General features: G+C 54.5%; 16 protein-coding genes and 6 tRNA genes. 6 read left to right on the top strand and 16 right to left on the bottom strand.

Annotated features, from left to right (window positions below; all coding sequences use genetic code 11):
- Nucleotides 1-14 precede the first annotated feature (14 nt).
- The 14 genes from rpoB to Q1Q75_RS02715 all read right to left on the bottom strand — a co-directional run bounded on the left by rpoB (nucleotide 15) and on the right by Q1Q75_RS02715 (nucleotide 9,720).
- Nucleotides 15-4,115 carry a DNA-directed RNA polymerase subunit beta gene (rpoB, locus tag Q1Q75_RS02780; RefSeq protein WP_300667486.1) on the bottom strand — a complete coding sequence of 1,367 codons (4,101 nt, stop codon included), beginning with the start codon at nucleotides 4,113-4,115 and terminating at the stop codon, nucleotides 15-17.
- A gap of 128 nt (nucleotides 4,116-4,243) precedes the next feature.
- Entirely contained in the window at nucleotides 4,244-4,615 is a 372-nt protein-coding gene (gene rplL, locus Q1Q75_RS02775; RefSeq protein ID WP_366945144.1) for a 50S ribosomal protein L7/L12, read from the bottom strand.
- Nucleotides 4,616-4,696: 81 nt separating this feature from the next.
- The gene (gene rplJ / locus Q1Q75_RS02770; protein WP_366945142.1) at nucleotides 4,697-5,227 is read right to left on the bottom strand and encodes a 50S ribosomal protein L10; all 531 of its coding nucleotides are present in this window, start codon (nucleotides 5,225-5,227) and stop codon (nucleotides 4,697-4,699) included.
- A 224-nt stretch (nucleotides 5,228-5,451) separates the two neighbouring features.
- Nucleotides 5,452-6,156, bottom strand: a complete 705-nt coding sequence (rplA, locus tag Q1Q75_RS02765) for a 50S ribosomal protein L1 (RefSeq protein WP_300667484.1) — start codon at nucleotides 6,154-6,156, stop codon at nucleotides 5,452-5,454.
- 31 nt (nucleotides 6,157-6,187) lie between these two features.
- Entirely contained in the window at nucleotides 6,188-6,613 is a 426-nt protein-coding gene (gene rplK, locus Q1Q75_RS02760; RefSeq protein WP_300667483.1) for a 50S ribosomal protein L11, read from the bottom strand.
- 28 nt (nucleotides 6,614-6,641) lie between these two features.
- Nucleotides 6,642-7,172: a transcription termination/antitermination protein NusG gene (gene nusG / locus Q1Q75_RS02755; RefSeq protein ID WP_300667482.1), complete on the bottom strand. Its 531-nt coding sequence runs from the start codon at nucleotides 7,170-7,172 to the stop codon at nucleotides 6,642-6,644.
- 18 nt (nucleotides 7,173-7,190) lie between these two features.
- Nucleotides 7,191-7,574, bottom strand: a complete 384-nt coding sequence (gene secE, locus Q1Q75_RS02750; protein ID WP_300667481.1) for a preprotein translocase subunit SecE — start codon at nucleotides 7,572-7,574, stop codon at nucleotides 7,191-7,193.
- Between the two features lie 60 nt (nucleotides 7,575-7,634).
- A tRNA-Trp gene (locus tag Q1Q75_RS02745) sits at nucleotides 7,635-7,711 on the bottom strand.
- Between the two features lie 66 nt (nucleotides 7,712-7,777).
- Nucleotides 7,778-7,927 carry a 50S ribosomal protein L33 gene (gene rpmG / locus Q1Q75_RS02740; RefSeq protein WP_300667480.1) on the bottom strand — a complete coding sequence of 50 codons (150 nt, stop codon included), beginning with the start codon at nucleotides 7,925-7,927 and terminating at the stop codon, nucleotides 7,778-7,780.
- A gap of 16 nt (nucleotides 7,928-7,943) precedes the next feature.
- Entirely contained in the window at nucleotides 7,944-9,140 is a 1,197-nt protein-coding gene (tuf, locus tag Q1Q75_RS02735) for an elongation factor Tu (protein WP_300667479.1), read from the bottom strand.
- A 116-nt stretch (nucleotides 9,141-9,256) separates the two neighbouring features.
- Nucleotides 9,257-9,333 (bottom strand) — tRNA-Thr (locus tag Q1Q75_RS02730).
- 34 nt (nucleotides 9,334-9,367) lie between these two features.
- Nucleotides 9,368-9,443, bottom strand: a tRNA-Gly gene (locus Q1Q75_RS02725).
- Nucleotides 9,444-9,539: 96 nt separating this feature from the next.
- Nucleotides 9,540-9,624, bottom strand: a tRNA-Tyr gene (locus Q1Q75_RS02720).
- A 20-nt stretch (nucleotides 9,625-9,644) separates the two neighbouring features.
- Nucleotides 9,645-9,720, bottom strand: a tRNA-Thr gene (locus Q1Q75_RS02715).
- Between the two features lie 398 nt (nucleotides 9,721-10,118).
- Between Q1Q75_RS02715 and Q1Q75_RS02710 the strand changes: the two genes are divergently transcribed.
- From Q1Q75_RS02710 to Q1Q75_RS02690, 5 genes are all read left to right on the top strand, one after another.
- Complete coding sequence (locus tag Q1Q75_RS02710) at nucleotides 10,119-11,864, top strand: LysM peptidoglycan-binding domain-containing protein (protein WP_300667478.1); 1,746 nt, start codon at nucleotides 10,119-10,121, stop codon at nucleotides 11,862-11,864.
- Nucleotide 11,865: 1 nt separating this feature from the next.
- Nucleotides 11,866-11,940: transfer RNA gene (locus tag Q1Q75_RS02705), tRNA-Arg, on the top strand.
- Nucleotides 11,941-12,195: 255 nt separating this feature from the next.
- Nucleotides 12,196-14,226, top strand: a complete 2,031-nt coding sequence (locus Q1Q75_RS02700) for a TonB-dependent receptor (protein WP_300667477.1) — start codon at nucleotides 12,196-12,198, stop codon at nucleotides 14,224-14,226.
- Nucleotides 14,227-14,290: 64 nt separating this feature from the next.
- Entirely contained in the window at nucleotides 14,291-14,836 is a 546-nt protein-coding gene (locus tag Q1Q75_RS02695) for a YfiR family protein (RefSeq protein ID WP_300667476.1), read from the top strand.
- Nucleotides 14,837-14,855: 19 nt separating this feature from the next.
- The gene (locus tag Q1Q75_RS02690; RefSeq protein ID WP_300667475.1) at nucleotides 14,856-17,738 is read left to right on the top strand and encodes a response regulator; all 2,883 of its coding nucleotides are present in this window, start codon (nucleotides 14,856-14,858) and stop codon (nucleotides 17,736-17,738) included.
- Nucleotide 17,739: 1 nt separating this feature from the next.
- Here Q1Q75_RS02690 and Q1Q75_RS02685 read toward each other — a convergent pair whose 3' ends face one another.
- Entirely contained in the window at nucleotides 17,740-18,744 is a 1,005-nt protein-coding gene (locus Q1Q75_RS02685; protein WP_300667474.1) for an HD domain-containing phosphohydrolase, read from the bottom strand.
- Nucleotides 18,745-19,189: 445 nt separating this feature from the next.
- Here Q1Q75_RS02685 and pyk point away from each other — a divergent pair, with 445 nt between their 5' ends.
- The gene (gene pyk, locus Q1Q75_RS02680) at nucleotides 19,190-20,602 is read left to right on the top strand and encodes a pyruvate kinase (protein ID WP_300667473.1); all 1,413 of its coding nucleotides are present in this window, start codon (nucleotides 19,190-19,192) and stop codon (nucleotides 20,600-20,602) included.
- A gap of 125 nt (nucleotides 20,603-20,727) precedes the next feature.
- On the opposite strand, the gene ubiE is transcribed toward pyk, so the two are convergent.
- Nucleotides 20,728-21,441 (bottom strand): bifunctional demethylmenaquinone methyltransferase/2-methoxy-6-polyprenyl-1,4-benzoquinol methylase UbiE, encoded by a 714-nt coding sequence (gene ubiE, locus Q1Q75_RS02675; protein ID WP_300667472.1) that lies wholly within the window; start codon nucleotides 21,439-21,441, stop codon nucleotides 20,728-20,730.
- Nucleotides 21,442-21,622: the final 181 nt, after the last annotated feature.

The raw sequence follows: 21,622 nt of genomic DNA, 5'->3' as shown, positions 1-21,622 counted from the left end.
CCAATATCTGCTCCTTAGTTAGTGCCTTCCAATAAGGTTACGTCCAGTCCGAGGCTCTGCAGTTCCTTGGTCAGAACGCGGAAGGATTCGGGCATCCCCGGTTCAAGAACGGCCTGACCCTTCACGATCTTCTCGTACATGCGGGTACGGCCGGCCATGTCATCGGACTTGACCGTAATAAATTCCTGAAGTGCATGGGACGCACCGTATGCCTCCATGGCCCAGACCTCCATCTCGCCAAGACGCTGGCCGCCGAACTGTGCCTTGCCGCCCAGAGGCTGCTGAGTGACGAGGGAGTAAGGACCAATGGATCGGGCGTGGAGCTTGTCATCCACCAAATGGTGGAGTTTCAACATATACATGGTACCGACGGTCACCTCGCCGTCAAAAGGATCACCGGTCCGGCCATCGAAAAGACGAGCCTGGCCGGAGGTTTTGTACTCAGCCTCCGTCAGGTAATTCTTGATGTCTTCTTCTTCAGCGCCATCAAAAACCGGGGTAGCCATATGAACCCCTCGACGATAATTTTCTGCAAAGGTATAAATATCATCCCCTTCGAGGCTGTCGACCATCTCGTGGTCGGTCTCTCCGGTGAAGATTTTTTTCAATTTAGCTCTGAGATGATCGGCCTTCTTCTCATCGATGAGATCAGCAATCTGGTTGCCCAGCCCTTTGGCTGCACGCCCCAGATGAATCTCCAGGATCTGCCCCACGTTCATACGAGAGGGAACACCCAGAGGGTTCAGAACCATATCGACCATGGTGCCGTCTTCGAAATAGGGCAGGTCCTCCACAGGCAGAACACGGGAGACCACACCCTTGTTACCATGACGCCCCGCCATCTTATCACCGACGGAGAGCATACGCTTCATCGCCACATAGACCTTGATCATCTTAATGACGCCCGGAGGCAGATCATCGCCCTTTTCGTAACGAACCACCTGATCCTCAAAGGTCTTCTTGATCTTATCAATCTCTTCATTCTTGCGATCGAGGATCTCGTTCACCTGCTCGGTGACCGTATCGTCATCAAGAATAATCCCTTCAATCTGAGAAAGAGGAATCTCAGCGAGGAGCTCACGTGTGATGAGGGTATCCGCAGGAATGACGACTTTCTTGGCTTTTCTCAGCGGTGTGGGGCAGCTCTTGCCCTCCACCAGAGCTTCAACCATTTCACGGGCTGTTTTTTCAATCACAGAGACCTTGTCGTTGCGATCTTTTTCAAAGCCTGCGATCTCGTCGTCTTCGATATGCCGGGTCCGGTCGTCCTTATCCACGCCGCGTCGAGAAAAGACCTTGGCATCCACCACGGTCCCCATCACGCCGGGGGGAACCCGCAGAGAGGTGTCTTTCACATCGCCGGCCTTCTCGCCGAAAATGGCCCGAAGCAGCTTCTCTTCGGGAGAGAGCTGTGTTTCACCCTTGGGCGTAATTTTGCCCACAAGGATATCCCCGGGGCACACTTCCGCGCCCAGGCGGATAATCCCACTTTCGTCAAGATCCTTCAGAGCCTCTTCACCCACGTTGGGAATGTCCCGGGTGATCTCTTCCTTGCCCAGCTTGGTATCCCGAGCAACCACCTCAAACTCTTCGATGTGGATACTCGTATAAACACCGTCACGGACAATGGCCTCAGAAACGAGGATGGAGTCCTCAAAGTTATAGCCACCCCAAGGCATAAAGGCCACGGTAACGTTCTGCCCTAACGCCAGTTCGCCCTTCTCTGTGGAGGGACCATCGGCAAGGACTTCGCCTTTTTTGACCTTCTGCCCATTGACCACAATGGGACGATGGTTAAAGCAGGTGTTCTGGTTGGAACGAATAAACTTGGAGAGGTTGTAAATGGTCACCGGGTTAAACCCGGGTTTTTCCATCTCTACCTCATGCTGAAGCACAATGCGCTCGGAGTCGACCTCCACCACAATGGCGTCGGATTCGGCCACAATGGCCACCCCGGAGTCACGAGCGACCACGCCCTCGACACCGGTACCGACGAGAGGGGCGCGGCTCTGAGTCAGCGGCACAGCCTGACGCATCATGTTGGAGCCCATGAGAGCACGGTTGGCGTCATCATTTTCCAGAAAAGGAATCAGCGACGCGGAGACGCTCACCAGCTGGTTGGGAGAGATGTCCATGAGCTCGATCTCTTCGCGCTCCACCATCTCAAATTCGCCCTCCACGCGGGAGGTCACCAACGCATTGACGTAATTGTTATTATCGTCTAAGGGCGCGTTGGCCTGTGCAATAGGCAGCGCCTTCTCTTCGAAGGCACTGAGCATGCGGACCTCATTGGTCACATGGGAGTCCTTCACCACACGGTAGGGGGTTTCGATAAACCCGAAGTCATTGACCCGTGCGTAGGTACACAGAGAAACGATCAGGCCGATGTTCGGGCCTTCTGGAGTCTCAATGGGACAAATGCGTCCATAATGAGACGGATGCACGTCACGCACCTCAAAACCGGCGCGCTCACGGGTGAGGCCCCCGGGTCCCAGGGCGGAAAGACGACGCTTGTGCGTGGTCTCGGAGAGCGGGTTGGTCTGATCCATAAACTGGGAAAGCTGGCTGGTCCCGAAGAACTCCTTGACCACAGCCGAGACCGGCTTGGGGTTCACCAGATCATGGGGCATCAGAGCATCCACTTCCTGCATGCTCATGCGCTCTTTGATGGCACGCTCCATACGAACCAGACCAATACGATACTGGTTTTCCAGGAGCTCCCCAACAGCACGCACACGACGGTTGCCGAGGTGGTCAATATCATCGACAATCCCCTGGGTATCACGAAGCTGGACCAGGGTTTTGGCGGTAAGCAATATATCTTCACGACGCAAGGTCTTGATGTTGATATCGGTGTTCAGTCCCAATCGGTGGTTCATCTTCAGACGGCCAACACCCGAAAGGTCGTAGTAGGCCTCTTTAAAGAAGAGATGATCGATGAACTCCTGAGCCACCTCGGGGGTCGCCGGGTTACCCGGACGCAAACGTCGGTAAATCTCAACCAGAGCCTCTTCCTTGGTAGACACTTTATCGACCATAATGGTCTTACGGACCGCATCCGAAGAGTAGGCTGAATCTTGATAAAGAAGTTCAAAACCAGTGACATTGGACTCGGAGATACGCTCAAGAACCTCCTCATCCACCAGCTCGCCGGCCAGAGCAATAACATCGCCCGTCACCGGATCCACCAGCTGAGTCGCCAGGCCACGCTGAGCAATATCATCAGGGCTGATGGGAAGGGTCTCAGTGCCCACCCCTTTCAGCTGCTTGATGGCCCGTTTTGTAAACAGGCGCCCCTGCTTCACGATGACCTCGCCGGAGTCGGAATCCACGATGTCTTCGCTTGCGCGCTGGCCTTTCAAGAAATCTTCATTAAAGACTCGTTTGAACTCACCCTTGTCGAGAAGAATCTTCTCTTTAGAGTAAAAATAGGTCAGCAGGTCTTCGTTGGTGTAACCAAAGGCCTTAAAGAGGACAGTCACAGGAAATTTCCTGCGGCGATCAATGCGAATGTAAACGATATCCTTGGGATCGACTTCCATATCGATCCAGGAACCACGCACAGGAATAATCCGTGCAGAATAGATGATCTTACCGCTGGAGTGGGTCTTCCCTTTGTCATGGTCAAAAAAGACACCGGAAGAACGATGCAACTGGCTCACCACGACACGTTCGGTGCCGTTGATGATAAAGGTTCCCCGCTTCGTCATCAGGGGAATGGTGCCGAAATAGATCTCCTGCTCTTTAATGTCCCGGATATTGGAGGTACCGGCTTCCTTGTCAATATCATAAACGACAAGGCGAACACGAATTCTCAAAGAAATTTCATAGGTCATCCCGCGCTGAATACATTCTGCCATCGAATGCTTGACTTCACCGAAAGAGTACGACACATATTCAAGAGAAGCGCTACCTGTAAAGTCCTTGATGGGGTAAACGGACTTGAAGACTGCCTGGAGACCTATGTCCTCCCTCTTCTCAGGCGGAACGTCCATCTGCAGAAAACGGTTGTAAGAATCTCGCTGCATACCGATAAGATCAGGAATCTCAGCGATTTTATGCTTCCCTCCGAAATTCTTCCTTAATCGCTTTTTCGCCAAGGGGCTTCCAGTCATATCATCTCCAAATTGTTTGTTGAGACTGCAGAAACAGAATTAGCGGATTAAAAGGCAGGCACAAGTGCCCGCCTTTCATCCGCAAAGGTGATAGTATTTGGGTATGGGTAGGCTTATTAAGCGTATAATTACTTAAGTTCAACCTGGGCGCCAGCTTCTTCAAGCTGAGCTTTAACTTTTTCTGCTTCGTCTTTGGCGATGCCTTCTTTAACTGCCTTGGGAGCCTCGTCAACGAGAGCTTTGGCTTCCTTGAGGCCGAGACCAGTGATGGCACGAATCTCTTTGATCACGTTGATCTTCTTGTCGCCGCAAGCAGTGAGAATGACGTCAAACTCAGTCTTCTCTTCAGCAGCAGCGCCACCGTCAGCAGGACCAGCAGCCATCATAGCCACGGGAGCTGCAGCAGAAACACCAAATTTATCTTCAAGTTCCTTTACGAGCTCAGAAAGCTCAAGAACAGTCATGTTTGCGATAAACTCAATTACTTCATCTTTGGTAATATCAGCCATTGTCTAATAACCTCCAGAAAAACTTATCTTATTCTATAAGTGTCGATTTTACGTGATTGAAAACCGCGGTAATTACGCTGCTTCCTTCTGATCCTTGATGGCCGAAAGCACGTTGAGCATCTGCCTTGGCATTTCAGCAAGTACGCGTACCATACCTGTGGGCACTGCGTTCATGGTGGCGAGCAGCTGGGAGAGGAGAACCTCTCGAGAGGGCAGTGAGGACAAAGCCTTGATGCCTTCAATATCCAGAAGCTTTCCTTCCATAACCGCTGCCTTGATCTGCAGTTTGTCATTGTCTTCAACAAACTTGGTCAGGATCTTGGCAGGAGCCACCGGATCATCAAAACTGATGGCGATGGCCGTGGGTCCCTTAAAGGAATCGGCAATAAGCGCTGCATCGGTTTCCACGGAAGCACGTCGGAGCAAGGTGTTTTTCGCAACCTGAAACTCCACGCCAGCCTTGGTAAGCTCCGCCCTGAGCTGAGTCACGGCGGCGACGTCCAGGCCCTTATAATCCGTCGCAATGACGATGGCGGACTTCGCAAGCTTTTCATGCAGGCTATCTATAACAGCCTTTTTTTTATCCAGATTCAATTCTTTCACACCTCCTTTAAGCAGATTTTTCTACATGAGGTGCCAACTGTACCAAAACGAGTGTCTCGGTAGGCCGGCCTCGCCGATTAAACACGGTGAACCTAACGTGTGCACCTACTGTCTGTGACATATATTCAATCCGCCCCCGCCTCATCAAAAGAGAAGGGGGGACGAATCATGCCCAAAAGTAAAAATCGGTATAAGATATACCTTTAGTCACCCAAAAGCAAGATCTATTTCGCAACTTCTTTCAGGGTGGCTGTATCAATACGGTGACCATGTCCCATGGTAGAGGAGACTGTCACGGTTTTGAAATAGGCACCTTTGGCTGCAGAGGGCTTGAGCTTAACCAACACCTCAAGAAGTGCAACCAGGTTTTCGGTCAATTTCTCAGCACCGAAAGAGACTTTTCCGATGGGAGCGTGAATAATCCCCGCTTTCTCCACTCGGAAGTCGATCTTACCGGCCTTCAACTCATCCACGGCCTTGGCCACGTCAAAGGTGACGGTCCCGGTTTTGGCGTTGGGCATCAGACCACGGGGCCCGAGCACACGCCCGATTTTTCCCACAACCCCCATCATATCAGGGGTGGCGATGGCTTTATCGAACCCAAACCATCCGCCCTGGATCTTTTCGACCAACTCCTGGCTACCGACAAAATCGGCACCGGCGTCCAGCGCCTCTTTCTCTTTCTCGCCCTTGCAGAACACAAGAACTTTCACCTCTTTGCCGAGTCCGTGAGGAAGGATACAGGTGCCACGCACCATCTGATCCGCATGACGGGGATCGACCCCAAGACGGATCGCGACGTCCACGGTTTCGTCAAACTTGGCGAATGCATTGGAGACAGTTGCCGACACTGCATCGGCCAACTCAAAGCTCTGCAGAGGCTTTATGTCTTTTCCAGCTTCTATGTATTTTTTACCACGCTTTGGCATCGTACCCTATTGCTCCTTATCTAAATCCAATTTAGACGACGTCAATCCCCATGCTTCGGGCCGTGCCTGCGATGATTTTGCTGGCTGCCGCGAGATCGTTGGCGTTGAGGTCTTCCATCTTGATCTTGGCGATCTCTTCCACCTGATCCATGGTAATTTTTGCGACCCTGTTGCGAAGGGGATCGCTAGAGCCCTTCTGAAGCTTGGCTACTTTTTTCAGAAGCACCGATGCCGGAGGGGTCTTGGTGATGAACTTAAATGTTCTGTCGGCAAAAATGGTAATCACCACCGGGATGACCATGCCAGGTTCTTCGTTGGCGGTTCGTGCGTTGAACGCCTTGCAGAAGTCCATGATGTTCACTCCGTGCTGACCAAGAGCGGGACCAATGGGTGGTGAAGGGTTGGCTTTGCCGGCCTGTACCTGTAATTTTATTTGTCCAATAACTTTTTTTGCCATTGTACTTATTTACTCCCGATAGTGAATGCTATAACTTCGTTACCTGAACAAAGTCCAGTTCAACTGGCGTAGCACGTCCAAAGATGCTCACCAGCACTTTGATCTTTCCCTTTTCAGGATTGACATCTTCTACCGTGCCATTGAAATTGGTGAATGGCCCGTCGGTCACACGAATTTCGTCGCCTGTTTCGAATAGAAATTTCGGCTGGGGCTTCTCTTTGCCTGCCTCCATACGGTTCAGGATCTTTTCCGCCTCCTCCTCGGAGATCGGCGCAGGCCTGTTCCTTCCACCCAGAAAACCAGTTACTTTAGCGGTGTTGTTAACGATGTGCCAGGTATTGTCGTTCAGTTCCATTCGAATAAGGATGTAGCCCGGGTAGAATTTCCTTGAAGACTCACGCCGCTTCCCCTTGACCAGCTCTACGACCTGCTCAGTGGGCACAACGATCTCTTCAAACTTTTCCTTGAAGGGTGATACGGCTATCCGCTCTTCCAAGGCAGCCTTGACCTTGTTTTCAAAGCCCGAGTATACGTGAACCACATACCATTTTAGAGCCACTGAACTATCTCCTCGGTTTTAGTGAAGGACGAGACTAATTAAGCCCTTTAAACCCACATCGACCAAGCCCAAAAAGGATGAGATGATAATCACCAGAACAATCACCACCGCTGTGGAAGCTATTGTCTGCTTCTTTTCAGGCCACACGACCTTTTTTGTCTCTGATTTCACCTCGTTAAAGAAAGCCTTGACCTTCTCAATCAAACCAGGCTCATTATTGATTCCGGTCGTCTTTACCGAATAATGAGCCTTAGTCTGAATCTGCTTTTTCTGATCAGGTAATTTCTTTGACGAGGGCCCTTGGTCAGCCAGAATGTCAGCATGAGTGTCCTTGCGAAGCTTTTGCTTCTCTTTCAGCTTTAATTTCTGGCTCTCAGTTTTTTTGCGCTGTATACGACCCATACCTCTCCTTCTTTATCTGTCGATAGGGAGGTCCCAGGGAGCCCCTCTAATCAAGGTTTGTGGCAGGTCAGGAGGGAGTCGAACCCCCAACATTCGGTTTTGGAGACCGACGCTCTACCAATTGGAGCTACTGACCTTCACGCTAAACCTTTTTCAAGCGACCGGGCTGGGTGGATTAAAGCCCACCCCGGCTCTGGACCTGATTACTTCGTCTCCTTGTGGACAAGATGCTTCTTGCAGAAGGGACAGTATTTCTTGAATTCAAGTTTGTCAGGCGTCGTACGCTTGTTTTTCGTCGTTGTATAGTTTCGCCTTTTGCACTCAGTGCAGGCGAGAGTTACTAAAGTTCGCACTTATCGGCTCCTCGATCTATTCGATGATTTCGGATACAACCCCGGCGCCGACGGTACGTCCGCCCTCGCGAATCGCGAAGCGAAGTTCTTTTTCCATGGCGATGGGGTGAATCAGTTCTGCGATGATATTCGTATTGTCCCCAGGCATGATCATCTCAACGCCTTCAGGCAGATTCAAAATACCGGTCACATCCGTTGTACGGAAGAAGAACTGGGGGCGGTATCCAGAGAAGAAGGGGGTATGACGTCCGCCCTCTTCCTTAGAAAGGACATAAATCTCTGCCTTGAAATGGGTATGAGGCGTGATGGATCCGGGCTTGGCCACAACCTGGCCTCGCTCGACTTCTTCACGCTTGGTCCCGCGGAGAAGCAGACCAACGTTGTCGCCAGCCATCCCTTCATCAAGGAGCTTGCGGAACATCTCAACACCGGTACAAACGGTCTTGGCGGTGGGACGGATCCCTACAAGTTCTACTTCATCACCGGTGTGGACCACGCCACGTTCGATTCGGCCGGTAACCACGGTGCCACGACCAGAGATAGAGAAAACATCCTCAATAGGCATGAGGAAATCTTTCTCGGTATCGCGCTCGGGCTCGGGGATAAAGCTGTCACAGGCTTCCATCAGCTCAAAGATGCAAGCGGCGGCAGCGTCTTCATGGCTGTCCGCTTCCAGGGCGCGAAGGGCGCTGCCTCGAATGATGGGGGTGTCGTCGCCAGGAAAATCGTATTTAGAGAGAAGCTCCTGGAGCTCCATCTCAACAAGCTCAATCAATTCTTCGTCGTCAACCATGTCGCATTTATTAAGGAAGACAACAATACGGGGAACACCAACCTGACGGGCAAGCAGAATGTGCTCGCGAGTCTGAGGCATGGGGCCGTCATCAGCAGACACAACCAGGATCGCGCCGTCCATCTGGGCAGCGCCAGTGATCATGTTCTTAATGTAGTCGGCGTGACCGGGGCAGTCAACGTGAGCATAGTGGCGGTTGGGAGTTTCATATTCCACGTGCGCAGTGGCAATCGTAATCCCACGCTCTTTCTCTTCAGGCGCCTTATCAATTTCGTCGAAAGCAATGGCAGAGCCAATGCCTGCACGAAGAGCGTTCTGCTTTGTAATCGCAGCTGTCAGCGTGGTCTTGCCATGGTCAATATGACCGATGGTACCGACATTCACATGCGGCTTCGACCGCTCGAATTTTTCCTTTGCCATGTCAACTACCTCCCTGTACGTTTGGTGCTTTACCCAATTGTAGTCTGTATATAATATGGTGTGACTTGCTTACTTACACCTGCCGTAATATAAGAAGGCGCAACAACAAATCAGCGTGGAGCCCATGATCAGAGTCGAACTGATGAACCTCATCCTTACCAAGGATGCGCTCTACCAACTGAGCTACATGGGCTTAATCGCTGATGTGCGGTCGGGCAAATGCCAAATGGAGCGGGAGACGAGATTCGAACTCGCGACATTCAGCTTGGAAGGCTGAAGCTCTACCAACTGAGCTACTCCCGCCGACCTACCGGCGCAGTGCACCGGAAGCAAGTTAATTGTAGGCAGCCGCGTAGTCATGGCCATTTGGCCTCCTACACCCAGCTTGCTATTCCGGGATGGTGGTGGGGGGAGGATTTGAACCTCCGAAGGCTGAGCCGTCAGATTTACAGTCTGATCCCTTTGACCACTCGGGAACCCCACCATTTTTGAACATGTTCTTTTTGGAGCCGGCACCCCGAATCGAACGGAGGACCATCTCATTACAAGTGAGAAGCTCTGCCAACTGAGCTATGCCGGCTCGATTTGATGACTGCCGTCGTCAAAGAACGTCCTCTTCTACCCAGCTGACCATTTTTTATCAATACCGCTTACAGGCGATGAGAGCCAAATATCACCCTTTAACCCAAGTTTTACGCTTGAATGCTCTCGATATCTCTTTCAAATGCGAATTTTCAAAATCATAGCTTCGAAGGCACCTGTTTCAAACGCTAATCCCCGGATATTACCACAAAATTATCTTTTAATCCCTTTAAATCTAATTTCATGTTTTCCCGTTTGCGGGGTTATTTTTTGCCACTCGCCCCTTGGACCGGCCCTCGCCCCCGCCCCCAAATCACTTGACACCTCTCGCCCAAGCCTGTAATTCCCCTGTATCCAGATAACAACAATTTACAGACATATAGAAGCCAATACATTATGAAACAGCCCTTATTTCTTTCCTGCGCCCTTGTGCTGCTCACATCCGCATGCACCTCGTCAACGATTCCCCTCGCGTCGAAAACACCGAGGTATCCTTATATAGGGATCGAAGCGACAGCCCCTGAACCGGTGGAGTTCAACTTCGCCACCAACCTCCGCAACATCTCGCTGGAACTCCCTGAAGAGACCGAAGCAGAGCTGCCCCTGTTCGATCGTGCCATTGAATACTGTAAGGCAGCCCAGACCTTCTGGGAGAAAGGAGATATGGACGGAGCCCTTTCAAGCCTTGACGAGGCCTATGGCCTTATCCTTCAGGTCGACACCGAAAATGCCCCCCTGCTTCTTCAACAGAAAGAGGATCTGCGGTTCACCATCTCACGCCGAATTCTGGAGATTTACACCTCCCGGACCACCACCGCCTCTTTTACACGCAACGCCATTCCCATCACCATCAACCAGCAGGTTCAGCGTGAAATCGACATCTTCACCAAAAAAGACCGCCGCTTCTTCTCCGAATCGCTGAAACGGGCCGGTAAATACCGCCCCATGATGCTCCAGAAGCTCCAGGAAGCGGGTCTGCCCGCCGAGCTCTCCTGGCTCCCCCTTGTGGAGAGCGGGTTCAAGGTCAAAGCCCTCTCCTCCGCCCGGGCACTGGGGCTCTGGCAGTTCGTCCCCTCTACGGGCTACATGTACGGGCTGAAACGCACCACCTTTGTCGACGAGCGCCTCGATCCTGAAAAGGCCACCGATGCGGCCATCGCTTACCTTGAAAGGCTTCACAAGCTTTTCGGAGACTGGTCCACGGTCCTGGCGGCATACAATTGCGGCGAAGGGCGAGTGCTGAAAACCATCAGACGTCAGAACATCAACTACCTGGACAATTTTTGGGACCTCTACTCCCGGCTTCCTTCGGAAACGCGCCGCTACGTCCCCAAGTTCATCGCCACCCTTCATATTGCCAACAACCTGAAGAAGTATGGGTTCGACAAGGTCACCCCTGACGCGCCCGATCTCTTCGACACCGTCACCGTTCAAAAGCAGGTCAAACTCTCGGATGTGGCTCGGGCCATCAGCGCCTCCCACGCCACCATGAAAAAGCTGAACCCGGAATTGCGCTACACCATCCTTCCCAAGGAGAGTTACACCCTCCGCGTCCCTGTGGGTAAAGGCGAAGCGGTTCAGGCCGCCATGGCAACCCTGAGGGTCTCCCTGCCCCCACAACGCGCCTTCGTCTACCACAAGGTAAAATCTGGAGACACCCTCTCCTCACTGGCCAAACGCTATCGCACCTCCATAAAGACGATCTCAAAGGCCAACGGCCTCTCCAATCGCCATATCATCGTGGTCGGCAAAAAAATTAAAATCCCCCAGCGTGGCTACACCACACGCGGCTACTACGCCAACACACCCCTTAACGGCACCAAGCGCCCCACCCGGCATGTCGTCCACAAAGGGGAGTCCCTCTGGCTCATTGCCCGCAAGTACGGAACCACCCCCACAGAGATTAAAGAAGTCAACCGACTCTCGAGCAACACCCTGAAGGTTGGACAGGTTCTTTCCCTGCCTCAGCCCAAGGCGCCCAAGGCTCGCACGGCCAAAAAATCCGTTTATTATGTCAAGCGAGGTGATAATCCCTTTACAATTGCCACAAAACATAATATTTCAGTCGCGAGATTGCTTAAAGTAAACAACTTGACTCCGGGAAGCACCATCTATCCGGGTCAACGTCTCTATATCGACTAATGCCCCCATAGCTCAGTGGATAGAGCATTGGATTCCTAATCCATGTGCGCAAGTTCAATTCTTGCTGGGGGTACCACCCACACAAAGATCACGCCGTGTCCCACACTTAGGGGCAGGGCGTTTTTTTTTGCAGATGGGGCCAATGCCCACTCCCCCTCAACCTGTTGCCGCGCGCCGCTTATCATGATATATTCAAGAATATTGCGCGCTTGCCCACCCACCCCTTCGTGCCCTTCTCTCAGCCCGCCCCCGCTGACCCATCCAAGCGCCCCAACGCCCATCCCCTTCCTGCGGTTGTCACCCCTTTCTGATCGACAACCGGGAGAATCCCATGACGATCTTACCACCCGTGAACGGCCCCGCCATCCTTGCAGCCATTCTCATCATCAGTGGCCTCTGCCTGGTGCCCCCCCTCCGAGCCATGGAGGATTTCACCGAACTCTCCATTGAAGAGCTGGCCAACATCGAGGTCACCTCGGTCTCACGTAAGCCCCAGAAGCTCTCCCACTCCGCCACGGCTATCTTTGTCATCACCGGCGATGAAATCCGGCGTTCCGGGGTCACCTCCATTCCCGATGCCCTCCGCATGGTTCCGGGTATCCAGGTGAGCCGGATCTCCTCAAACCGGTGGGCCATCTCCGCTCGAGGGTTTAACAGCCGGTACGCGAACAAACTCCTGGTCCAATTGGACGGACGCACCCTCTACTCCCCCATCTTCTCCGGTGTCTTCTGGGAATCTCATGCCACCCTGATGGAAGACATCGACCGCATCGAGGTCATCCGGGGCCCCGGAGCCAGTCTCTGGGGAGCCAATGCTGTCAACGGCATCATCAATATTATCACCAAACAAACCGCGAAAACCCAAGGTGCCTTCTCCACCAACAGCATCGGTACCTTCACCCGCACCAACGGGGGGGTCCGCTATGGCGCACCCGTTGGGGAGACTGGCCATTACCGGGTCTACACCACGTACAGCGACCGGGAGGCCTCGGTAAATTCCAGCGGAGAGGAACAAGCCGACCCCTGGGACCACCTGCAAACCGGATTCCGTACCGACCTGGCCTCGAATCCTGACACACAATGGACCTTTCAAGGCGATGGCTACACCGGCCACATCAACGAAGAGACGAATATCCCTTCCCTTACCCCCCCTTACGCCACCTTATACAAACATGAGAACACCTCCCGGGGCATGAACCTTCTGGGCCGTCTCTCCCACACCCTCTCTCCCACCTCCGAGTTCTCCGTGCAGCTCTACTACGACCAGACAATGAAAGAAGAGACCCAGCTCTCCTCGACGGGAGACCTGGTGGATCTCGATCTCCAGCATCGCCTCCAGCCCCTTAACGGACACGAAGTCATCTGGGGGCTGGGTTATCGCTATTACACCGACACCCTGAACGTCACCGAGGCCTTTGTCTTTGAGAAACCCACCACCACAGACCACCTCATCAGCGCCTTCCTCCAGGATGACATCGCCCTCTCCCCCACCCTTCAACTCACCATTGGCACCAAGGTGGAACACAACGACTACACCCAGACCGAGGTACAGCCCAACCTCCGCCTCCTCTGGAAACCCGATGAGACCAACAACCTGTGGTTCGCCGCGTCCCGAGCAGTTCGGACCCCCAACCGGGGGGAAACCCAGATCTGCCTGAGAAACAGCATCATCCCACCGGAATCCCCCGCCAACCCGACCCTGCTGCCCATTGAGGTGCTCCTCGTCGGCGTAGAAACCCTCGAGTCTGAAAAACTCATCGCCCTTGAAACCGGGTACCGTTTCACCCCGGAATCCCCCTTCTCACTGGACCTCACTCTGTTTTATTACTTCTATGATGATCTCTACGGCTATGCCCCCTCCCCCCCGAAACCCGATCTTGACGCCGTTCCCCCGCGGGTCATTCTTGCCAGCACCATCCAGAACCTCATGGAAGGAAACACCTGGGGCCTGGAGTTGGCCACCAACTGGAGCCCCCGTCCCGAGCTGCGATTCCAGAGCGCCTACAGCCTCTTTCAGGCCGACTTAACCTTTAAGAGCGGATACGCCGATGCCACCGCCCAATACTCCGACAATGCGGCTCCCACCCACCAGCTCTCCCTGCGCTCTGGCTTTGACCTGCCCCGCCAGGTCACCCTGGACCTCTGGCTCCGCTATGTAGACGACATCCAGGAAAATCGCGTCGATGCCTACACCGAACTGGATGCCCGCATCGCCTGGAGACCCAGCAAGGGGCTGGAGCTCTCCCTCACCGGGCAAAACCTTCTGCATACAAGCCACCCAGAGTTCATTGAAACCCTGGTATGGATCGAACCCACCGAGGTGGAGAGGTCCGTCCACGCCCAGGCAACGCTGTCGTTTTAAACCCATCCGGCAGCCTGGCACTCCCTGCCCCGCTGCCTTCACCCTCCGATCCGACCCAAGGACCATGACCATCAAGCGACTCATCGTCATCACAGGGCTTCTTTTCAGCATCGCACTGCACGGCGGCGTCCCGCCTCCTCTGCACGCCGAGCCTGCCACTGAAAGCCGGATCAAAGCCGCCTACCTCTTGAACTTTGCCCGGTTTGTGACCTGGCCGGATGTGGCCTTCGAAAGCAGCGTCTCCCCCATTGTGCTCTGTGTCCTGGGGGAAGATTCCATCGACTCCGCTCTCCCCACCATCCAATACAAACGGGTCCAGGACCGCCCCCTGGTGATCCAACACATCGACACCCTTGCCGACCTGCCTGCCTGTCACATGCTCTTTGTCGGCGAAATTAAATCCCCGGATCTCCCGCAGGTTCTTTCTGCCCTTGCAAGCCGCCCTATCCTGACCGTCAGCAGCTTGCCCGATTTCTCCCTGCGGGGTGGCATGCTCACCTTTATAAAGGCAGAAAACAGAATCCGTTTTGAAGTCAACCTCTCCACCACCCAAATGGCCGGGCTTACCATCAGCTCCCGATTGCTTAAGCTCGCCCGGTTGGTGCCCTAAACCTCAGTCAGGTGATGCCATGCTCCGACTTTTCAAGGCTCTTCCCCTTCGTCAAAAACTCATCGCTCTCATGATGCTCATCTCGGGAACGATCCTGATTCTCTCCACCCTGCTTCTGGTGGCGACGGAGGCCTTCACCTCCCGGCGGGAGATGAGCAACAACCTCTCCATGCTGGCTCGCATCATCGGGTACAACTCCGTGGCCCCCCTCACCTTTAATGACGCCGAGGTGGCCCGGGAAAACCTGGAGGGCCTCTCCGTTGAGCCCAGCCTGAACCTTGCCCGCATTTACCGCCATGACGGAAGCATGTTTGCCCAGTACAGGAACCAACGGAACCCTCTGCCCAAGCCCGACCACCGGGGCACGACCAACCGCCCCAGCCGCCTTTTGGAAGGGATCCCTCTGCTTGATACACATATCGAAGTGCTGGAAGAGATCCGCTTTGACGGAGAGACCCTCGGAACGGTCTACCTCCAAGCCGACATGAGCCAGATTTACCGACGCCTCCTCTTTTATCTTGCCGCGGCCGGAGTCGTTCTCGTCCTCTCCATCTTTGCGGCCTACACCATTTCATCACGCCTCCAGGAAATCGTCTCCGGCCCCATCCTCGAACTCACGGGGATGATGAACCAGGTCTCTGGAGAGAAAAATTACACGGTCCGGGCCACAAAACGGACCGACGACGAAATTGGCCTTCTCATGGAAGGCTTCAACGAAATGCTGGGCCAGATCCAACGCCGCGACGGTGAGCTCCTCAGGCAACACGAGCACCTGGAAGAGAACGTTGCCTCACGCACCACCGAACTCAGACAGACCGTCGCGGATCTCAAAGACGCCCAAGCCGCCACCGAAGCCGCCAACTTTCACCTTCGGGATGCCATCAACAATGCCAAAACACTCACGCGGGCCGCCGAAGCGGCCAACCGGGCCAAAAGCCGATTCCTGGCCAACATGAGCCATGAAATCCGTACCCCCATGAACGGGGTCATGGGCATGACCCGGCTCCTGCTGGGCACCCCCCTCTCGGAAGAACAAGCCCATCGGGTCAACATCATTCAAAAGAGTGCCGACGCCCTTCTTGCCATCATCAACGACATCCTGGACTTTTCAAAAATAGAATCAGGCAAGCTGGACCTGGAAACCCTCGATTTTGATCTGCTGACCATGCTGGAAAATATCAATGAAATCATGGCCATCAAGGCCCAGACCAAAGGGCTGGAGTACATATTCCGCATGGATCACGATGTCCCGCTGCGGGTTTCCGGGGACCCCTCCCGCCTCCGGCAGATCCTGGTAAACCTGATCGGTAATGCCATCAAATTCACCGCCTCAGGGGAAATTCTGATCCACGTGACCCGCTTCAAAGAAGGGGAAACCGACACGCCCTGGAGGGTCCCCCTCTGGTTTTCCGTGTCCGATACAGGCATCGGCATCGCCGAGGATACCTCCCGTCACCTGTTTTCACCCTTCACCCAAGCCGATGTCTCCACCACACGACGTTTTGGAGGCACCGGCCTGGGGCTCTCTATTTCAAAACAGCTGGTCCAATTGATGGGGGGGGAAATCGGCGTGGAGAGTGGCGTGGAACGGGGCAGCACCTTCTGGTTTACCGCCATACTCGCCTGCGGCTCACGGGAAGGTGCCGTCTGCATGACACCAGCCACCGATATTCGGGGCAGCCGGATTCTTCTTGTAGACGACAATAAAAGCAGCCGCCTGTCCCTTAAAATTCAAATAGAGGCCTGGCACTGCCGCACCGGGGAGGCCCCCGGCGCCGAAGAGGCCCTCAGCATGCTCCTGGAAGCGGCCGCCAACCGGGACCCCTATCTCATCGCCATCATCGACAGCGACATGCCGGACATGGATGGTGAAACCCTGGGAAGAAAAATTCGAAAGCAGGAGGCCTTTAAATCCTTGTCCCTTATTTTCATGGCCACTCTCTGGCAACGGGGAGACGCCAACCGTTATAAATCGGCCGGTTTTGACGCCTATTTCACCAAGCCTTACAAGCGGTCCCAACTTTACAACTGCATTGCCACCCTGCGGGGAGCCGAGCCCATCCAGACCGAACCCCGGGAGCTCTTCATCACCCGCCACACCATGGCAGAGATGAAACGCCGAACCCACCGCATCCTCCTGGTCGAGGACTTTCCCATCAATCAAGAGGTGGCCCTTGGCATTCTGGAGAGCTTCGGATTCCGAGCCGATGTGGCGGAAACCGGCCGACAGGCCATCCTCGCCATGGAAAAGACGGCCTACGACCTGGTGTTCATGGACCTTCAGATGCCGGAATTGGACGGTTTTCAAGCCACCCGTATTGTCCGGGACCCCTTGTCCAACGTAAAGCGACACGAGGTCCCCATCGTGGCCATGACCGCCAATGCCATGGAAGGCGACCGGGAAAAATGCCTGAAAGCCGGCATGAACGATCACATCGCCAAACCCATCCTGCCCGAAGCGGTCTACCAGGCCCTGCAAACCTATCTCCTCAGCCCCTCCGACACCACACCGCACACCGAAAAGGCCCAGGATCTAACCTCCCCGAAAGCCTCCGAGCCCTCCGGAGAACGCCCCCTGTTTGACCGAAAGGAACTCCTTTCACGCATCCAGGGAAACACCCGGCTTCTGGACAAACTCATCGCCCTCTTTATCGACAAGACCCCCCACGAACTCAGCCTGTTACGGGCGGCTGTCGAAGAGAACGACCTCGAACGCGTCCGCGCCCAGGCCCACAAAATGAAAGGATACTTTGCCAACATCTCTGCCAAAAGGCTGGAACATCTGGCCACCAGACTCCAAAGCGCTTCGGAAGCCGGTGACATCGAGGCAAGCAGAGAGCAGGTGGCCGCCATTGAAAAGGGCGTCGAACACTTCATCACACATCTTGAAGAGGGGAGGTGAGTCAGGGTTCCGCCTGAGTTTTCACAATGGTTTGAAAGGTCGTTTCCAAAGCCAAGAAAGCCGCCACAACCTGTGAATCAAACTGGGTCCCGTCGCCTTCCATGATCAAACTCTTCGCCACGTCATGGCTGAAGGCAGATTTATAGACACGCTTGGAGATCAAGGCGTCATAGACATCGGCCACACTGAAGATACGGGCAGAAAGAGGGATATCCGTCCCTTTCAGCCCCCGTGGATACCCGGTGCCGTCATAGCGTTCATGGTGACACAAGGCAATATCCCGTGCCACCTTGAGAAAGGAGGCATGGGGCGCGACCTCCAGAACCGAATTCAACGTGGCCGCTCCTTCGGTGGTATGCCTTTTCATGATTTCGAACTCCGCATCGGTCAGACGTCCGGGCTTGAGCAACACATGATCCGGGATCGCCACCTTGCCGATATCGTGCAACGGGGCGGTGAGATAAATATTTTCAATAAAGGTAGCATCAATCTCGTGACGGCAGGGGCTGTTCGAGGCCATATGAGCCGCCAACGCCCGGGAGTAGCCGCGGACCCGTTCCAGATGCGCCCCGGTTTCCGGATCCCGGGATTCCGCAAGCTTGGCCAGCGCGAAAATCGTCATGTTGCTCGCCTCAAGGGCCATCAAGCGCAACCCCGACCGCAATCGCACCTCCAACTCGGCCGGATGAAAAGGCTTGGACATAAAGTCATCTGCCCCGGCCTCCAGCCCCTCCACCACGTTGGCGGTCCCCCCCCGACTGGTCACCATGATGATGTAAACATAGTGGCCCAGGCTCTCCTGACGAACCCGGCGGGTCAACTCCAGCCCATCGATGTCCGGCATCTCCCAGTCGGTGATCATGATCCGGCAATCCCCATGATCCCGAAGGTAGGCAAGGGCCTCACTGCCGTTTTCACGAACGCTTACCTGATATCCCATGGTGGTCAGCGCCTGTTTAAGGAGTTCCACGGAGAGTATCTCATCATCCACGACCAATACATTCATCGGCTTGTCTCTCTGATTGGATTGTTTAAGTGAAAGGCGGCACCGGAGTCGGCCATCAGAGCCAATGCCTGCGAACTCTTTTTTTTCTGGGATATTTCGCTGGTAACCCTGTGTGCCCAGGGCTCAAAAAGAAACAAAAACAAGACAAAAGGAAGGGAGGTTCTCCACAAGTAACGATAAACACACTTCTTTTTATATCATACCTGGAGCGCGCCCCATAGCATAATCCGAAGGGTATCCCGGCATCGAGACCTCCCCGCCGCACACGGGAACCCAAATCTGTCCCGCCGGAATGAACCGTTTTATTTTGATAACGCTTCCTGTAGAGTAACCCATGGAATCAAGGCGGCCGCAACCGCGTCTTTGACGATCTGCAATCATCCCAAAAGATGCTGGATGCCTCGGATTGCGGCGGAACCCAGATGACGAATAAGGCGGATGACCCTTGGAAAAAAAGACAAAAATCGTAGCGACTATTTCCAACCTGAAATGTGATGTTGATTTTTTAAATGAGCTTTTTGCTGCCGGGATGAATGTGGTACGCCTCAACACGGCCCACATGACCACAGACGATGCCCAGAAGGTCATCGACAATGTGCGTGCCGTCTCTGAACACCTCGCCATCATGGTCGACACCAAGGGCCCTGAAATTCGTACCGTGCCCATGGAAGGCGAGCTGGCGGTCACCGCCGGAGATGCCATCGATGTCCGAGGTGACGCCACCGGCGCCTCGAAGCCCGGCCTCCTCTGCGTCTCATACGACAAACTGGCCACCGATGTCCCCGTGGGAAGCCAGCTCCTCATCGACGATGGCGACATCGCCCTGTCTGTCATCGGAAAGACAGACCGAACCCTCCACTGCCGGGTAGAAAACGATGGGGCCATCAAGGGCCGAAAAAGCATCAACATCCCCGATGTGACCATCAACCTGCCCGCCCTCACGGAAAAAGACATCGCGTTCATCAAGTACTCGGCCGAACAGGACGTCGACTTCATCGCCCACTCGTTTGTGCGGAAGAAAGAGGACATTCTGGACGTTCAGGCGATCCTGGACGCCCAGGGAAGCCAGGCAAAGATTATTGCCAAAATCGAAAATCAGGAAGGGCTCGACAACATCGATGAGATCCTGGACTGCGCCTTCGGTGCCATGATCGCCCGGGGTGATCTGGCCATCGAAATTCCGGCGGAGCGGATCCCCCTCATCCAGAAAAGACTGGTAAAAAAATGCGTGGAGAAAAGAAAACCCGTGATCATTGCCACCCAGATGCTCCACTCCATGATCCACGCCCCACGCCCCACCCGAGCGGAAGTCTCCGATGTGGGCAATGCCTGCCTTGACGGCACCGACGCCATCATGCTCTCCGGAGAAACGGCCAACGGCAAATACCCGGTGGAGGCGGTCCAGACCATGACCCGCATCGCCCTGGAAGTCGAAGAGAGCCGAAGCACCTTCAACGACACCCCGTACACCCCGGAGAGCGTCACCACGGACTACCTCACCAAGGCTGCCGTCAAAGCCGCCCTGCGCCTTCCGACCAAAGCCATTGTCGCTGACACCCTCACCGGACGCACCATAAGGGGCCTGGCCGCCTACCGGGGAGAAAACCCCATCTACGCCCAGTGCTACAGCAAACGCACCATGCGCGAGCTCGCCCTCTCCTTTGGCGTCCACGGCAGCTACATGAAACTCAACCAGACCACCAACGAGTTCCTCCACAAAACGCTGACCGGCCTCATGGCCCAGGGCGCCTTCACCGAAGAGGACCTCCTCGTCGTCCTGGCCGGCCACTTCGGCGCCACCAATGGCGCTTCCTTTGTGGAGATCAGCACCGCTAAAAATCTGCTGACGAGGCCCTAAACCGCTCCCAAAACCGACCGATAGAAACAAAACGAGCCGTGAACACATCTGTCCACGGCTCGTTTCGTCTGTCTCCGACTCTTTGAGTCAACACCGTCATGAAAGAATCAGGGGAGCCTCTCTTCTCAGGCTTTCTTCCCGGTAAAGAGGGTGACGATTCCAAAGGTCATGGGACGGGCCTGAACCTCGGTGAAGCCCGCGTCGGTCATAATGGCCTTGAATTCGGCGTGGCTGGGAAATTTAAGGACCGACTCGGGGAGGTAGGTGTAAGCCCCTCGATTTTTGGAGAAGAGCCCGCCAATGAGGGGGAGGACTTTCTGGAAATAGAGGAGATAGAGGCTCCGGAGCAATGTATGTGTGGGGGTGGTGAGTTCCAGAACGGCCACGCGGCCGTTATTTTTGAGACAACGGTGAAACTCCTGGAGGGCGCCCTTGCGGTCCATAATATTGCGGATACCAAAGGCAATGGTAACGGCGTCGTAGGCCGCATCGAAGCTGGGGAGAGCCAGGCCGTTGCCCTGGGCCAGGGAAATCGCCTTACCATGGGGCTCATGGGCCACCTTGATGTTCCCTAAGGCCAGCATGTTAAAGGAAAAATCGGTGGCGGTGACGGTGAGTCGCCCCTGGGTTCGTCGGGCCGCTTCAATGGCCATATCGCAGGTGCCACAGGCCACATCGAGCATTTTTTTTCCGCGCCCGTTTCCAAGCCCGAGAGAGGCAATGGCCCGGCGTCGCCAGATCACATCCTGGTACAAACTCAGGCTTCGATTCAAAAAATCATACTTCGGGGCAATGGCGTCAAACATCTCCCGAATAAAGGGAAGCTCTACATTATTCATTGACAACACCAGATTCTGAATTAATTTAGTCCATGGTTCTGCCGACATGGGAGGGGTGCGCCCTTTATGAACATCACCTTAAGTAGTGGCGGAACCACGCCGATGGCCTTGCCGCATGTTTTGGGCAGCCTTTAATAATGATCCCGTGCCCCTCTGGGGCGCATCGCAGGACCAAGCCATG

It is taken from the genome of Desulfoluna sp. (assembly GCF_030145185.1).
GTDB lineage: Bacteria > Desulfobacterota > Desulfobacteria > Desulfobacterales > Desulfolunaceae > Desulfoluna.
The sequence above is the reverse complement of the archived record's forward strand: the minus strand, read 5'-3'. Positions and strand labels throughout refer to the sequence as shown.